Source organism: Dyadobacter subterraneus (genome assembly GCF_015221875.1).
GTDB classification, from domain to species: Bacteria; Bacteroidota; Bacteroidia; order Cytophagales; family Spirosomataceae; genus Dyadobacter; species Dyadobacter subterraneus.
Genome location: NZ_JACYGY010000001.1, coordinates 4215117 through 4229975, shown reverse-complemented (window position 1 = coordinate 4229975; position 14859 = coordinate 4215117). Strand labels below are relative to the sequence as shown.

The 14859-nt window shown below is 40.3% G+C and carries 16 protein-coding genes and 2 pseudogenes; 8 read left to right on the top strand and 10 right to left on the bottom strand.

The window, feature by feature from the left end; translation table 11 throughout:
- Nucleotides 1-84: 84 nt before the first annotated feature.
- The 5 genes and pseudogenes from IEE83_RS17650 to IEE83_RS17625 all read right to left on the bottom strand — a co-directional run bounded on the left by IEE83_RS17650 (nt 85) and on the right by IEE83_RS17625 (nt 3797).
- Nucleotides 85-996, bottom strand: coding sequence for a helix-turn-helix domain-containing protein (locus IEE83_RS17650; RefSeq protein ID WP_194121848.1), 912 nt, complete (start codon nt 994-996; stop codon nt 85-87).
- 17 nt (nt 997-1013) lie between these two features.
- Complete coding sequence (locus IEE83_RS17645; RefSeq protein WP_194121847.1) at nt 1014-1751, bottom strand: SDR family oxidoreductase; 738 nt, start codon at nt 1749-1751, stop codon at nt 1014-1016.
- A 13-nt stretch (nt 1752-1764) separates the two neighbouring features.
- Nucleotides 1765-2742, bottom strand: coding sequence for an aldo/keto reductase (locus tag IEE83_RS17640; RefSeq protein WP_194123447.1), 978 nt, complete (start codon nt 2740-2742; stop codon nt 1765-1767).
- Nucleotides 2743-2860: 118 nt separating this feature from the next.
- A pseudogene (locus IEE83_RS33610) lies at nt 2861-3469 on the bottom strand (aldo/keto reductase).
- 154 nt (nt 3470-3623) lie between these two features.
- Complete coding sequence (locus tag IEE83_RS17625; protein ID WP_194121844.1) at nt 3624-3797, bottom strand: hypothetical protein; 174 nt, start codon at nt 3795-3797, stop codon at nt 3624-3626.
- 264 nt (nt 3798-4061) lie between these two features.
- On the opposite strand from IEE83_RS17625, the gene IEE83_RS33605 reads away from it, so the two are divergent.
- On the top strand, nt 4062-4265 hold the full coding sequence (locus tag IEE83_RS33605; protein ID WP_369009347.1) for a methyltransferase domain-containing protein: 204 nt from the start codon (nt 4062-4064) through the stop codon (nt 4263-4265).
- A 284-nt stretch (nt 4266-4549) separates the two neighbouring features.
- On the opposite strand, the pseudogene IEE83_RS33755 reads toward IEE83_RS33605, so the two are convergent.
- Nucleotides 4550-4675: pseudogene (locus IEE83_RS33755) on the bottom strand (IS3 family transposase); the annotation flags it as partial.
- 506 nt (nt 4676-5181) lie between these two features.
- Here IEE83_RS33755 and IEE83_RS17615 point away from each other — a divergent pair.
- Complete coding sequence (locus tag IEE83_RS17615; protein WP_194121843.1) at nt 5182-5490, top strand: helix-turn-helix domain-containing protein; 309 nt, start codon at nt 5182-5184, stop codon at nt 5488-5490.
- A complete protein-coding gene (locus tag IEE83_RS17610; protein WP_194121842.1) occupies nt 5487-6722 on the top strand; it encodes a type II toxin-antitoxin system HipA family toxin in 1236 nt (411 codons plus the stop codon). The genes IEE83_RS17615 and IEE83_RS17610 overlap by 4 nt, the downstream gene beginning before the upstream one ends.
- 563 nt (nt 6723-7285) lie before the next feature.
- Here IEE83_RS17610 and IEE83_RS17605 read toward each other — a convergent pair.
- Nucleotides 7286-8248: a helix-turn-helix transcriptional regulator gene (locus tag IEE83_RS17605; RefSeq protein WP_194121841.1), complete on the bottom strand. Its 963-nt coding sequence runs from the start codon at nt 8246-8248 to the stop codon at nt 7286-7288.
- Between the two features lie 87 nt (nt 8249-8335).
- On the opposite strand from IEE83_RS17605, the gene IEE83_RS17600 reads away from it, so the two are divergent.
- Nucleotides 8336-8788: a hypothetical protein gene (locus IEE83_RS17600; protein WP_194121840.1), complete on the top strand. Its 453-nt coding sequence runs from the start codon at nt 8336-8338 to the stop codon at nt 8786-8788.
- A gap of 631 nt (nt 8789-9419) precedes the next feature.
- Here IEE83_RS17600 and IEE83_RS17595 read toward each other — a convergent pair.
- Entirely contained in the window at nt 9420-9773 is a 354-nt protein-coding gene (locus tag IEE83_RS17595; protein ID WP_194121839.1) for a winged helix-turn-helix transcriptional regulator, read from the bottom strand.
- A gap of 111 nt (nt 9774-9884) precedes the next feature.
- Between IEE83_RS17595 and IEE83_RS17590 the strand changes: the two genes are divergently transcribed.
- Both IEE83_RS17590 and IEE83_RS17585 read left to right on the top strand, forming a co-directional pair.
- Nucleotides 9885-10481 (top strand): short chain dehydrogenase, encoded by a 597-nt coding sequence (locus tag IEE83_RS17590; protein WP_194121838.1) that lies wholly within the window; start codon nt 9885-9887, stop codon nt 10479-10481.
- Nucleotides 10482-11132: 651 nt separating this feature from the next.
- On the top strand, nt 11133-11273 hold the full coding sequence (locus tag IEE83_RS17585; protein ID WP_194121837.1) for a hypothetical protein: 141 nt from the start codon (nt 11133-11135) through the stop codon (nt 11271-11273).
- A gap of 276 nt (nt 11274-11549) precedes the next feature.
- Here the strand turns inward: IEE83_RS17585 and IEE83_RS17580 are convergent, their stop codons facing one another.
- Nucleotides 11550-11804 carry a hypothetical protein gene (locus tag IEE83_RS17580; protein ID WP_194121836.1) on the bottom strand — a complete coding sequence of 85 codons (255 nt, stop codon included), beginning with the start codon at nt 11802-11804 and terminating at the stop codon, nt 11550-11552.
- 134 nt (nt 11805-11938) lie between these two features.
- Nucleotides 11939-12757 carry an alpha/beta fold hydrolase gene (locus tag IEE83_RS17575; RefSeq protein ID WP_194121835.1) on the bottom strand — a complete coding sequence of 273 codons (819 nt, stop codon included), beginning with the start codon at nt 12755-12757 and terminating at the stop codon, nt 11939-11941.
- Nucleotides 12758-13136: 379 nt separating this feature from the next.
- On the opposite strand from IEE83_RS17575, the gene IEE83_RS17570 reads away from it, so the two are divergent.
- Nucleotides 13137-13349, top strand: coding sequence for a hypothetical protein (locus tag IEE83_RS17570; protein WP_194121834.1), 213 nt, complete (start codon nt 13137-13139; stop codon nt 13347-13349).
- Between the two features lie 549 nt (nt 13350-13898).
- Nucleotides 13899-14444 (top strand): DUF7010 family protein, encoded by a 546-nt coding sequence (locus tag IEE83_RS17565; protein ID WP_194121833.1) that lies wholly within the window; start codon nt 13899-13901, stop codon nt 14442-14444.
- Nucleotides 14445-14859 lie beyond the last annotated feature (415 nt).

Genomic DNA, 14859 nt, shown 5'->3' with positions numbered 1-14859 from the left:
GGAAAATTGAATCCTGATGGTCTGTGACACCTAACCCTGGTTACGTGGTAATTGGCTCTCAGTAGTCTGCTTTTCTGTCGTCTTTTAATTAAAAGACTGTCTGAACTCAAGAGGCGAAACCTTTGCCTTCGTCTTGAAAAGTTTGCTGAACGACTGTGAATGTTCAAAGCCCAGTTCATAAGCAATTTCCGAAACGGATAGATTTGTCGTTGATAGTTTTTCTTTGGCTTTTTCTATGATGGCATGCTGAATATATTGTTGTGTGTTTAGACCTGTCAATGAACTCAGCATATCACTTAAATAGCGTTGCGACAGCCTTAATTCAGTGCTGACATATCTCACGGATGGCAAACCCTTTTTCAGACTGTTTTCTTCAAAATAGTTGTCTAAAAGTTTGTCCAAAGCAGTTACGATTTCGTGATTGACAGCTCTCCTGGTAATAAATTGCCTGTTGTAAAAACGATTGCTGTAATTCAGTAACAATTCTATTTGCGACACCAAAACATCCTGACTGAATTTGTCGATATCGTTGTGTAATTCGTTGGCTATGGAGGCAAACAAATTGGCTATAACTACTTTTTCTTTTGCCGATAAAAATAAAGCTTCTGAAACGTCGTAAGAGAAAAAGCCATATTGATGTATGGTTTCTCCTAATTGATAATTCCGTATGAAGTCCGGATGGAAATACAAAGCGATACCTTCATAGCTCTCTATGTCTTCTGGTGGAAAAACAATTTGTTTTGGCTTCAGAAATGCCAATCCGCCTTCTTCAAAATCGTAATAGCCCTGTCCGTATTTTATGTGTCCGGTGAATGTAGGCTTAAAGGAAATCTTGTAAAAATCAAGACTTACTTTTTGGCCTTTTGGAAACAGGTCAATCGAAACGTTATTATAATCAACCAAGGTGATCAATGGGTGCAATGGTGCAGGAAATCCCAAGACACGCACAAGTTGCGATATACTTTGAATGTGACTGATGTTGGATTGTTGTTGCATTTCGTTTACGAATTTAATCAATTTTGTTTTGATGGACGAATAACAATATCGCCGATTTCAACATCGTTTGGTTGACTTATTGCATAAAAGACAGCATTGGCAATGGCTAAGGGATTTATGGCAATTTGATCCATTCCTTTTTGAACAGCTGTTTTCATTTCTTCGTTTTTTATGTTGTTCGCAAAGTCTGTTTTTACAAACCCGGGCGAAATGCCTGTAATGCGTATGTTTCCGTTTGACTCCTGACGAAATGCTTCTGCAATAGTGCGAATAGCGTTTTTAGTTCCTGCATAAACACCTTGCGTTGGTACAATCTTTATGCCTGACGTTGAAATGATATTGACGATATGTCCCGATTGTTGTTGTTTAAAAACGGGAATTGCAGCCGCCATTCCATACAAAAAACCTTTGAGGTTAATGTCAATCATTTCTTCCCAACCTTCAATATCTAATTCGTCAATACGACTTAATTGGCTAACACCTGCTTTGTTTACAATGACATCTAATTTTCCGTATCGCTCAACTGCTGTATTTACCAACCGGACTAAATCGGCTTTATTCTTCACATCAATTTTAGCAAAGGTGGTGAAGCCACCTTTGCTTTCAATTTCTTTAACAATTTGTTGTAATTGTTCTGTTCGCCTTGCAGCCAGAACAACCTTTGCACCGTTTTTTGCTAATTCTATTGCAATGGCTTTGCCCATTCCACTACTTGCACCTGTAATAGCAACTACTTTTCCTTTAATATTTTGCACTGATGTTAGCTTTTTATTTGTCTATTTGTTTTTCTAAAACTTCGGGATAGCGCTCCCCCACAAGTGTAATTCCATTTACTGTTGTGTTGATAATTGCAAGTTCATCGGCCGTTAATACAATATTTGTGCTGTCAATGTTTTCCTCTAAACGATGCAATTTCGTAGTGCCTGGTATGGGTGCGATCCAGGGCTTTTGCGCTAAGATCCAGGCTATCGCTAACTGGGAAGTCGTAACATTTTTTTGTTTGGCGATCTCAGAAAGTGCGTCCACTAGAACCAGATTAGCTTTAATGTTCTCTTCGCTGAAACGAGGAATGACATTTCTGCGGTCTACATCTGCTAATTTTGAATTTATTGTACCTGTGAGGAAGCCTTTGCCCAAAGGGCTGAACGGAACAAAACCAATTCCCAGCTCCTCTAATGTTGGTATGATCTCATTTTCAGGTTCACGCCAAAACAAGGAGTATTCGCTTTGTAATGCTGATACAGGTTGAATTGCATGTGCCCTGCGAATAGTTGTTGTACTTGCTTCCGATAAACCGAAATATTTAACCTTACCCTCTTGTATCAAGTCTTTTACTGTACCTGCAACATCTTCTATTGGAACATTGGGGTCAACTCTGTGCTGATAAAGCAGATCAATGTAATCGGTTTTTAACCTTTTTAACGATGCTTCGGTCACTGCTCTGATCGTTTCGGGCCTACTGTCTAAACCTGTTGTTGGTCTGGCATCTTTACAGCCAAATTTTGTTGCGATAATAACGTCTTTTCTATAAGGCTCTAATCCTTCGCCAACAAGTTCTTCATTGGTGTATGGTCCGTAAGCTTCTGCTGTATCAAAAAATGTGATCCCCCTTTCAATTGCGTTGCGCAGTAGTGTTATGGCATCTTTTTTATCAAGACCTTTGCCGTCCAAAAAGTTTAAACCCATACAGCCAAAACCCAATGCGGAAACTTCTAATCCGCTGTTTCCTAATTTTCTCTTTTGCATAATTCTTTTTTGAATTGTTTCTAAAAAGTGAATAAATTTCAAGTACAAAATTCTTGATTTCCGTTCTATGAAAAGTAGTCAGGTTGGTAGTTGTTGTAGTCGGATTTTCAAATGTTTTTTAAACACTATAAATTAGTCCGCTGCCTCTATCAAACGATTTGATGGTTGCCATATCATCGGCAGATAACTCAAAATCAAATACATTAAAATTTTCAGTAATCCTTTTCACATTTGTTGATCTCGGAATAGCAACTACTTCTCTTTGAATTAACCATCGTGGAACTACCTGGGAAATACTCTTATTATATTTGCTTGAAAGCACTTTTAAAAGGTCATTATTAAAAAGATCATTTTTACCCTGGGCAAAGAGTGCCCAGGGCTCCTGTTGGATGCTTTAAGATTTCAAAGCTTTCTGCATTTCTGTTTTTTGGGAAAATGGATGTGTTTCGACCTGATTGACTCCTGGTATCACACTATGATTCTTAAGTAAATTCTGAATCTGATTCATATTGAAATTACTTACACCTATGGCCCTTACTTTACCTTCTCTGTATAATTCTTCCATCGCAGTACAGGATGAGCTTACGTCTCCCTGCGGGCGATGTATCAGGTACAGATCAATATAGTCAAGACCCAATTTTGTTAGTTCGCCACGGATATTAAACAGCGATGTTTTGTGCGGTAGTGGTGTGGGATTGTTATTCCTCTGGGGGGATCGTACTATCAATTGTTGGGGAACCACATGATTGCCTGCATGGAGCAGTAGGGACTGATCGGCAGATAATGACCAGTTACTGCCGTACCTGCGATCAAGAAACACCGTAACAAAATCCCAGTAGGAGCTATACCAGGCTGTGGTTTCACCATCTTTTGCTTCAGGATTAATAGCAATGTACCAGCCTTTCGTTACTTCCCGGATGAATCCATTTTTTAAAAGTATTTCCCGATACTTCCGATTGGGTATATCGTCTGTATGAAATGCCTACAATTCCTTTTTGCTGCAAATCATGAAGGAATTGAAGCGCCTCTACAAATCTTTCGCGTGGTGTTGGCATACCAGTTTAATCAGAGAGTGGTTAATTTATTGAATTGTGTTGTGCTAGCACAATTTAATTGAGATGTGACAAAAATATTAAATAATGTCGTGGTATTTTTATTAAACAATGTTGTGCTGATCTTATTAAATTGAGTCGTGGTGATTTTATTAAACCTTGATACGATTCAAACAAACGCTCACTAGGCTGTTATATCAAGCATCAATTATCTTCGTTTCTTAATTGTCCTGCTACTTGGAGTAAACAGAGGCCCAGAAGTTTGCTTTGTCTGCGGAAGGTGGAGGTAGAAATGCTGTAATTGCAGCGAAGCAAGGTTGGAATGTAACCGCGTTTGATACCAGTCAGGTTGCCAAAGAGAAAGCACTGCTGTTGCTTGACAATAAAAAAGTATCAATAGACTATGGAGTAGGAGTTCTCGAAGATATTGTCCGCAGAGATGAAAGATGCGACTGTATTGCTTTGATATAAATATTTGCCATTCAGGAATGGTGTTTGTTTGCAGGCTATTTGATCACCCTGGTGATTCCTTGTGGTAAAATTATCTTTGAAGAATTCTGCAAACAACAGCTCGAATGTCAGGAACGCTACCTGTCCGGTGGTCCGAAGGATATTGATTTTCTTTTTTAAAAAGAAGAAATTGAGTCCAGTTTCAAGGAACTGCCCATTACCTGCCTACGGCCAGAAGAGGTATTTTAAAAGTAGGTAGTTCTCACCAGGGTAAAGCGACTGTGATCAGGATGTTTCCGGCAACCTTCTTTTCCCTTACGTTTCTTATTCAACTTTAACAGCTTGTAAATCCTGTAAACCTTTTTATGATTCCAGGGCTTTCCTGATTTTCTTAGATAAGCGAATAGCTTCCTGAAACCATAGTAAGGATTCGGCCGATGCGGTTTAAACCCCAGTTCCTGTATGAAATCAACAACTACGCTATCATCCTTTTTGCTGTCATAATAATATTGGAAGCGAATTAATTTATTTTGCAGGCTCTGCTTACGGCAATATTATGCTCCTGACTAATTTTATCCGTCAATTGGCTTTTAGCCCAGATTTCAGGATGAATTTTTAGGTACCATTTCGCTTGGGAGCTTTTTATGAAGCTAACACAAGTTAACAAATTATCGAATTGAATTTCCAGGTATCATTCCTATTCAATGGAATTTATGCAGTTTCACGATTTTAGGACAATACCAAAAGAATTTAACTATATACCTTGACATATTAATAGAATTTTTATTAAACAGCTTTTATTTCTTTCGCATCATTTTGCTCCAGAGTTTGAGAGCTATTCGGTCTCTTGATCGTAATTAAATGTCGGAGTTGTATCTGAACTATTTATGTAATATAATAGTATTACTAATACATAGTTTATTTAGTAAGTAATATAATGGTATCACTTATATCGCCATCAAGGGCTCAGCGGAAACTTGCAGAAAATCTCCGATCGCGGCGCTTGAATGCTGGCTTAACCCAGCAGGGATTATCAGAGCGTTCTGGCGTTGCCCTGCCGACGTTACGGAAATTTGAGCAGCAAGGGGCCATCTCACTGGAATCCTTTTTGAAAATCCTTTTAGTCGTTGGTGGATTAGAAAAGGTCATTGAAGCAACCAAACTGGTGAAGCCAACTTATGCTTCGATTGATGAGGTGTTAAAAGGAAATGAAGGTTCAACACCTAAACGGGGACGTCACAAATGAAAAGGCCAATTCCAGAAGTAAAAGTTGGTTTGGATTTTGGGTCTACAACCCTTCCTGTTGGGCGGTTGGCGGCTCGTGATGGTACGATTTATTTTGAATACGATCGTTCTTTTATTCAAAAGAACTTAGAGATTTCACCGCTGCGCTTACCTTTAAAGCCTGGTTTGATTGCATTTGCCTCAACACCCTTTGAGGGGCTAGCGGGGGTTTTCAATGATAGCTTGCCAGACGGATGGGGCCGCTTGTTATTTGATCGCTTTTTACGTTCTCAAGGCATTTTTCCTGCTGATATTTCGCCACTTGATCGCTTGGCTTATGTGGGATCGAACGGTATGGGAGCCTTAGTCTATGAACCCGACCATGCCCTACCTGATACTGATGAGCTGATTGATTTGGATTATCTAGCGCAACAAGCACAGATGGTCCTGCAGGGGAGCTCGGACGAGGTTATTCAAGAACTTCTAACCTTAAATGGATCATCTGCCGGAGCGCGGCCAAAAGCATTGATAGGGCTGGACAAGAGCCGTCGGAAAATAGTATATGGGACCAAGAAACTTTCAGACTGTTTTGAGCATTGGTTGGTGAAATTTCCAAATTCACAGGATGGATTGGATTCTGGTGCTGTTGAATATGTTTATGCACTCATGGCAAAGGATGCAGGCATTTTAATGCCTGAGGTTCATTTGTTTGAAGGAAAGAGTGGTGCGGGGTATTTTGCTGTCAAACGGTTTGATAGGGAAGGTGAAAAATGTTACCACATGCATACTGTGAGTGGACTGTTACATAGTAACTTCCGAACGCCATCACTGGATTATGAGGACCTTCTAACCTTGACTGGAAGTCTAACCAAGGATATTCGTGAGATTGAGAAGATGTATAGGCTGGCCGTTTTCAATGTCATGGCCCATAACCGGGATGATCATGGAAAGAATTTTAGCTTTCTTATGAATGAAAAAGGGAGTTGGAGGCTAGCACCGGCTTATGATTTGACTTTTTCAAGTGGCCCTTCGGGCGAACAAAGTACCATGGTGATGGGCGAGGGGAGAAACCCTGGTGAAAGAGAGCTTGTTAAACTCGGTTTAGAATTCAAATTGCCTAAAGGTCTTATTACGGAGATTATAAATCAAACTCGGGACTCGTTACGGCAATGGCCTTCCTTAGCGAAGGATTATAATGTTCGTCAGTCAACAATAGATTTTATTGGCAAAAAACTGTCTACGAGCATAAGATAATTGTAAAATTATACAAATATCTATTAAAATCTTATATCCAAATTACTGTTAGATAGTTCCCGCAATCCTAATGCGATTAGGTTCTCAGATCCTGATGGGAGGTGGCAGGATTTGCTGCAAAAGCCTTGAAGATTTCGCAATGGGTGTTAGCGTCAGCATTACATGACCATATACATGGTGGAAATCCGGTAAGGGTAACGCTAGGTTATGGTGAGGCGTAAAATAGTGGTCAAAAAGCTGGACATTATTATGCAGCTATGGTTCTCGGTGCGGCCAAAGTAGCAAGCCGGGCATTCGTAGCTGATGCTTCTGGTTTTGAACCGCGGTAAGTGGAGAAGCAGCATTGTCAGTTGCACTCGCCGGAGCGACCACCGCTGCAGCTTTGGTAACGCAAGGAGCATTTGTAGGCATGGTGCCATTGACAATTTCGAACTTCAGGACTGGAAAAGTGATGGTTATGATAAGGTTTTATATGAAAATGAGGTAATCTGAGATGTATTGGTCCTACACGCCGCTATACTGGATTGGCTTGGATATGTAGGGCTCCCAACGCGTAATAAGAATTAATTTATAGCTAATGAATCTAACCAGCCGGATGAGAATTTCTTCGGCTTTATGCCAATGTGTTTTACGAAGACCCTGGTAAAATGGCTGAGATTGGAAAAGCCGAGTTCATAACCGGCCTGTGTTACAGAGTACTGCTGATTCTTTATCAGCTCGGCCGCTTTATTGATACGCAGTTTCTGATGGTAATTACAGATCGTAGTCCCAAAGACCTGTTTGAATAGCCTGTTTATTTTGCTTACACTCATATGTGCTAATGCAGCCATCTGGGTAAGATTTGGAGTGACACTTAAATTAGCAATAAGCTTGTCGCGAATTTCGTAAATCATTTTAAGGTCAGTAAGGTTGACCTGGTAATCCGTTTCAGTTTTTCGTTTAAGTAATTCATTAAAAAGATGGCAGATGAGTTGTTCTGCGCTTATCCGGTGGTAAAAATGCTGTAACGCGGGATGCGCGCCTGCTTCCATTGTTTCTGCAGCCGTATTAAGTATCTGCGGTGAACAGATTTCTTCATACAAAAATGGCTGACTGGCTTGAATGATCGTTTGCAGTATTTTATTGTTATGCGCGCTGCCAGCCAATTCTTTAAGTAGATCTCTGTGAATATGTATGAGAATCGTATTGATTTTTGTTAAGGCAGGAAAAAACATATGAAGATTCACGCCAGCCGAACTTACCTGAACACAAGGCAGCGTCCCGTTTAAAAGTAAAATGTTTCGAAAACTAAATGTGACCCAATTTTTCTTACTGATATGGGAAGGTACGTCTAATGTGAAATCCTTGCGAAGCTCATAGTGATGGACAGCCAGGCTCATCATCGGACCCAAATCAATTTTTTTGATGTATCCCGCACCAACATTTTCCGGCATCTGCAAAACGCCATTGTTTATCTCATGGCCTGCTGCCGCTGCGAGGATCTGCATCATGCCTAATCCCTTCGCTGTATCTAACTGAATCTGCATAATGACGATATCAGACTATTTTTTGTTTAAATGTAGCTATTTTAATCTGTTTTGGTAGGGTACATTTGCTTAAAAGTAACACCTTATATGGAGCTGACAGAAACAGTAAATTTATTTTTTGCGGGGATATTGACCGGGCTGGAGATTGCCGCTCATTATGGCTTCCGCGGCCCCGCATCTGTATTGGAGGAGCGGCCTCAGATCCAGCTCAGACAAGGACTGGTGCGTAAGTTAAGGTGGCTGGTGCCCTTATTCTTTGTACCTACGGTGTTAACTGCTACCGCCCTGGCGGTGTTAAGCACAAATATGATCACATTAGCGCTAAGGTTGATTGCTTTGGCTGCATTGGCAGTCTGGATTTATATCAGGATCATCGGGACGGTAAAGATCAATGCGGCCACTCTGGACTGGAACCCGGATAGGCCACCGTCAGACTGGCGGCAACAAATCAATAAGGCCGAACAATTCCATATCGCCGGAACATGGCTAACCGTTGTAGCCTGGATCTGTTTTCTGTTATCGGCCAGTAACATCTTCTAAGGACCAACCCTTTGATAAAACTGATGGCTGTGTTCAAAATAATAATGGCTCTGATCCTTTCAGGTGCGCTCACTCACAGTATAAAGCCCGGTGTTGTTGTGAGAAATATTTAGACTCGCAAAGGCCCGTTGTGGTGGAACTTTCTGACAGCAAGTAAAATGTCCGGCACGAAAAATTGCTGCTATCCCCAAACGTTAAAAGCGGCCAGCGGAAGTTTGCAGTTCACATTCGAGATTCCTGAAGGAAGTTATGCGTAAAAAGTTTTTCAGGATAAAAATGAGAATAAGATATGCGAAGAGGGCTTGCTCTTAATGCCTAAAGAGCCTTACGATTAGGCAACAATTTTCGGCCAGATTTTCTGCACCTGCTTTTGAAGATTGTAAATTCTTGCTTACCGGCAAGACAAATCAGAGGATATTGCTTGATAAATAGATCTATAAGCTTGCTTCCCGCTAGGTTAGGCTCAGAGGTGATCCCATTACCACCATTGCATAACTGCGTTCCGGTGGCGCTGCTCAGATTTTTAGCGCACATATGGCAAGATAAAACCGGGCACATTGCCTTAAGAGCCTGAAAGGATAATGGTAGTCTACATAGGAGCCCTGGCGTGATTCGGTAAGGTGTAAAACGCCTACTGCTCCCCGGGAACCTGATTTATAATATGCTCACGGCTCCACTCAGACATTAGGGTCATAATCTGCCGCAGGGATTCACCTTTCCGGCTTAGCGAGTACTCTACACGCGGCGGAATTTCCGGAAAGGCTTTACGTTTAATGATACCATCGGCCTCCATTTCTTTCAAAGTCCGGGACAATACTTTCAACGCCATGGTTGGAATGGTTTTATGCAGTTCTCCGAACCGCATAGGCCCCTTTAATAACAGCCAGATAATTGGTGGTTTCCACTTGCCACCGATCACATCTATGGTAGCTGTAATGGGGCACTCGTCGGCACTGTGATAATTCGGTATTTTTTTTTCGTCCATAATCCGTCACTGGCTTATTTAATACCTTTTTGTCATTACTTGACAAAAAGGTAACTACTTGCCAAAAGTAAAGTATTGGAATAACTTCGTCAAACTAAAAGAAAATAAACCATGAAAATTATCATCATCGGTGCCACCGGCACCATCGGAAAACATGTAGTAAAAGCGCTGGAAAGCGGCCATGAGATCATTAAAGTGGGTTCTAAAAGCGGGGATTACCAGGTGGACATAAGCGATAACAGATCGATCAAAGTGCTGCTTGAAAAGGTTGGCCCCTTTGACGCTTTGATCAGTACTGCTGGCGATGCACATTTTGGGCCTTTGAAAGATATGACTGATGCGGAATTCAGGATCGGTCTTGACAGCAAGCTGATGGGCCAGATCAACCTGGTGCTCTTAGGCCAGCACTATATTAATCCGAAAGGATCTTTTACGCTGACATCGGGCAGTCTAAGTGAAGATCCTGTTGTACTGGGCGCTTCGGTAAGCGCGATCAATGGTGCCCTTGATTCATTTGTCAGGGCAGCAGCGATCGAGCTGGGAAACGGGGTACGCATCAATGCCGTCGGCCCGGACGTGGTGGAAGAATCACCCGGATATTTTTCATATTTTCCGGGACATATCCCTGTAACAATGAACCGGGTAGCGCAAGCCTATGTAAAAAGTGTCCTTGGTGCACAATCCGGGCAAACGTATATGGTACTTTAAATTATCGACTTTATCCTAGCCGAATAGAACGGGCTGTGTATATGACCTTTTTTATGACAGCTTCTTTCGTGGACAGAAAATAAGCCCTTAATTGAGCCAACTTAAAGCGTAACCGGCCTCTTTGAGCAAGAAAGGCCGGTTAGATAGGAGTAATATTGGTTCACAATCACGCATCAAATTTTACTTTGTCAACTGCCTAATCAGTTTATTTATACATGTTTTCATTGTATCTACCGGAAATTTTCTCTATTTCCGTTTGACCAAGAATCCCTTTTAATTTTGAGCCGATCATATAATCAAACATGATTTCGACGGGCGCAACTTTTCTTAAATGTATACCGGCGATATTACAGGCTTAACAACTATTATTGCTGAGAATAGAGAATAGACGGCTCCCGGTGTAGGCTATGAAATTGCGTTGGTCAGTACCAGGTGTCCTTGAATTTTCAGTGCAACCTTATCTTTAAAACGCCAATAATTATTTGCAGGGCTGTTTTTACAGTCAGAGGTTTGACGGGTGGTTTGCAGGGAATACCAGATCCACAGAAAAATTTCAGCTTTTTTCCATACAGGCGAGATAGTACATGATGCATCGAAAAGGTATAGGTGGTAACGGATTATCCGGAATCTATTCAAAAATAGACCTGTAATATGCGATTTAGAAAAGCGGTCATCAAAAATGGATACATTGATTTTAATACTTCCTGTAATTGGGAGTGCAGAAAAGAAGAAGCAAATACGATAGTCATGGTAGGTGCAAACCTTACAAATGGCTTTACTTTTGGTTCATAATCATGAAAAGTCTTTGGTTATTATAGTTAATCTTAAGAATGTTTGCCCTTTAATCATGGCAGGATAAAGTATGTAATATTTCACAAATGGCGTAAAATTTTCAAGAATTGTTTACGTTGTGAAATTACCGGTTACAAAATCTAATTTACCTTTCATTCAAACGCTACTGAATATGACTCTGTTTGGTCTGAGGCCTGTCCGCTTTCGCCGAAAAGATTGCAACGCATTCAAAATGGCTCTTGCTTCTTCTGCTATCGTATTTTTTTCCTGTGAAAATTACCGGCCGGCAGAACCTGCCGTTACTAAATATGTTAAAGTTGCAAATGTCAATCGTGATACTGTGTTTGTAATTCCCAATGAGAAATTTGCCACCACTGCCAGAATATCTTTTACAGAAACTTTATCCGATACCGCGCTCGTCAGAATCTCGCCAGACACGGCATTTTCAAAAAATGGCTCCCTTTTTTTGCTTCCAATAACCAACCCTCCGTTGACATACATCTCGGGTCTTACCTCAGATTCGTTGTTCATAAAATATCAGCCATATAAAAACCATTTTCCGGCGATCTTACGGTTGAAATTACGTTTCAAAAGTAATTTTAAGAAGCGTCTGATGCATGCAGTTGATTTTGTAGGGAACAGGTCACCGTCAGCAGAGTTCCGTTTTAAGGCAATTTCGAAATCAATAATTTGAGATTGTCAATTACCAGAGTCGGTTCGTCAACCATGATATAGTGTCCCGAGTTGGTGGTGGCAACATGAGTAAAATCAGTTACCCCAGTTTTAAGTAATTCGTGCGCTTCATACCAGGTTTGCATTACTGATGATGAATGAGTCGCATCCGTTCGCATGCTGGTCAGCACAATTACCGGGACATTTGGTAAAGATGGCAATGCGCTAATATAATGTAGATCTTCTATAAATTCCCTGGCTTCCAGCGTCCCACCAAAATTTGCACCATTCGCATTTTTGGAAGCATCGTATAGCATGTCTTCCTCAGCCTGCGCGGGATGATTATAAAACTCGTGTGAGGGATCAACAAACAAGAGGGCTGCCGTTTTGAGGGGATTTTTAACTGCATAATCCCTTATGATCATTCCGCCCAAGGAGTGCCCGATCAATATTACTTTTCTTCCGTTTGAAAATTTATCTACAACGCTTTCCAGTTCACTTCGTAAGCGGTCAATATTTCTTGGAGTTGGACCATTTTCGGATTGACCATAAACTGCCCTGTCATACATAAGTACATCATGGTTGCTCTTTACTTGCGAAGCGACTGCTTTGTTATTCCATATCGTATGATCGTCGCCTAACCCAGATTCAAAAACAACCAGATATTTTTTGTTTTTTATTGCAGAGAATGTTGCCAGTTTATGCGTGGTTAAACTAACCTTGGTTTCTGTAAAAGTCGGTGTTGCGTCGTTGTTATCTTTGCAGGAACTAATCAGTAGAAGGGAGGCTAAAGCCATTGTTGCAATTTTCATTTCAGCGTTTTATTGTAAATTTTTTTGCAAAACTACTCCGATTAAAATGATAACTAAAAGTGCTGAGGTTAATTAATTGTGAGCATTCGGTGGAGCGCTGTTCAGTAACTATACTCGGTGGTTTGGAACGCCGTTTGTTGGATTAGGCCTGATTAGAACAAATCTTAGCTAGAATGAAAGACCTTTGTTTGAAGAAAACCATTCAGTTGATGGATGTACGATTCAAGGTCAAGTGACAGATAAAAATCAAACGTGCAGACATATTATTTCCCATAGTAGGATCTGATTTGTATGCAGAGAGACAGAATTGGAAATTAGAAGGCAATGGCAATCCTTTGTTCCAAAGAGAGACAGGTTCTTCTTTGGGCGCTAAAGTGTTTTGAAAATTGATTCGCTCGTGCTTGCGACTGGCTGGATTTTTGTAACTTTTGAGCAGTCAATTGAAAACAATTTCCGCATGAATAAGCATGGAGATATCATAATCATTGAAGACGATGAAGATGATCAATTTCTTATGAAGAAGGCTTTCGAATCATGGGATTATGTAAATGAGAGCAAATATTTCTCAAATGGTGCAATCGTCATAGAATAGCTGCACTGCACAAAGGCCATGCCTTTTTTGATCTTTCTGATACTAATATGCCTATATTGAAGGGGTACGAGCTAAGGAGTAAACTAAAAACCGATGAAGAGCTCAATTTGCAATGTATTCCTTATCTTTTCTTTTTCACTGCAATAAATCAGAGGATGGTAGTAGATGCATACAGTGCATCAGTTAAGGTTTTTGTAAAACAAACCTGGTTTGATCAATTGGTCAATATGCTTCGGTGAATTATAGAGTATTGGAATGATTGCGCATCTGCTAATGACTACTAATATTCTGTTGTCTTGCTTTAATTATTGCTAGGTGCCAAGCTCTTAGATCCCGACGCTGATAAACGAATTTTTCATGGGATTATAAAATGAGTATGAAGTTTAACTTTTCCGATCAATTACAAATACCAAATTGTTATACAATAAAATAATGTCCTATTTTTGAAAAAACTGTGGGGATTATAAAGTATAGAAAGAGGATGCGTAAGGATTTCAACTTCAAATGATTAACGGTTAAGGTCGTAAATATTTTAGAACGAAATTGCAGATGACACAACTGATAAGGACTCTAGAGCAGCAAAAGGAGGAATTTAAAAAAGCGAAGTTACTAGCTACACCAATTGCCGGATTGATCGCTTGGTTGATTGTTGGCCTGGGCGGGATTTTTTTATCCAGCACAGCCATGGTCTGGGTGTTATTTGTTGCAACCGGGAGTATCGTTTATTTGGGGATGTTTGTATCAAAATTCACGGGTGAGAATTTCCTTGACAAAACAAAGCCTAAAAACACTTTTGATAAACTGTTCCTTCTTACTGCGGGTCAGGCTATTTTAGTTTATGCGATTGCTATTCCCTTTTTTTTAGTTGATTATTCTTCGCTGCCTCTCACAGTAGGTATCTTAACAGGATTAATGTGGCTGCCTCTGACGTGGATCATTGACCATTGGGTTGGTGCTTTCCATGCTATTACAAGAACCTTTATTGTGCTTATCCTCTGGTATTTGTTGCCAGTATACCGATTTGTTGCGATACCATTTTCGATCGTTATACTATATATTGTGACAATTGTAATTTTAATGAACAGAAAGGTCTAATTCTAAATGTTTTACTGCGAGCCTGTTGCCAATAATATGACAGCCAATTAGCGAAATGAGCTACATGTACCTTTGTTGGTGTTCAACTTCACCCCGAAATAATATGATTCCAATTGTCGTATTAGGGCAGTGACTTGGAATTGTTTAGTATGCCTAATATTTCGGAGAATTGACTGCTGCCATGATGCTAGTCAACAGGTTGTGATGGATTTCAAAGCCCCAGAGAATATCTTGAAGGTATCCGATTATTAAGTCAATTTCTTTTTCGGTTTCTTTGGAAATCAATTGGTTGAAATTACTATTTTGCCCGGAATTTATATGATCAAATTTCACAGTCTCAAATGTAAAGTAAGGTATTTAAAACCACCTATTTAGAGTTTGCGTAGGTGAGTAGTCTAAATGGCAATCTCAGTTT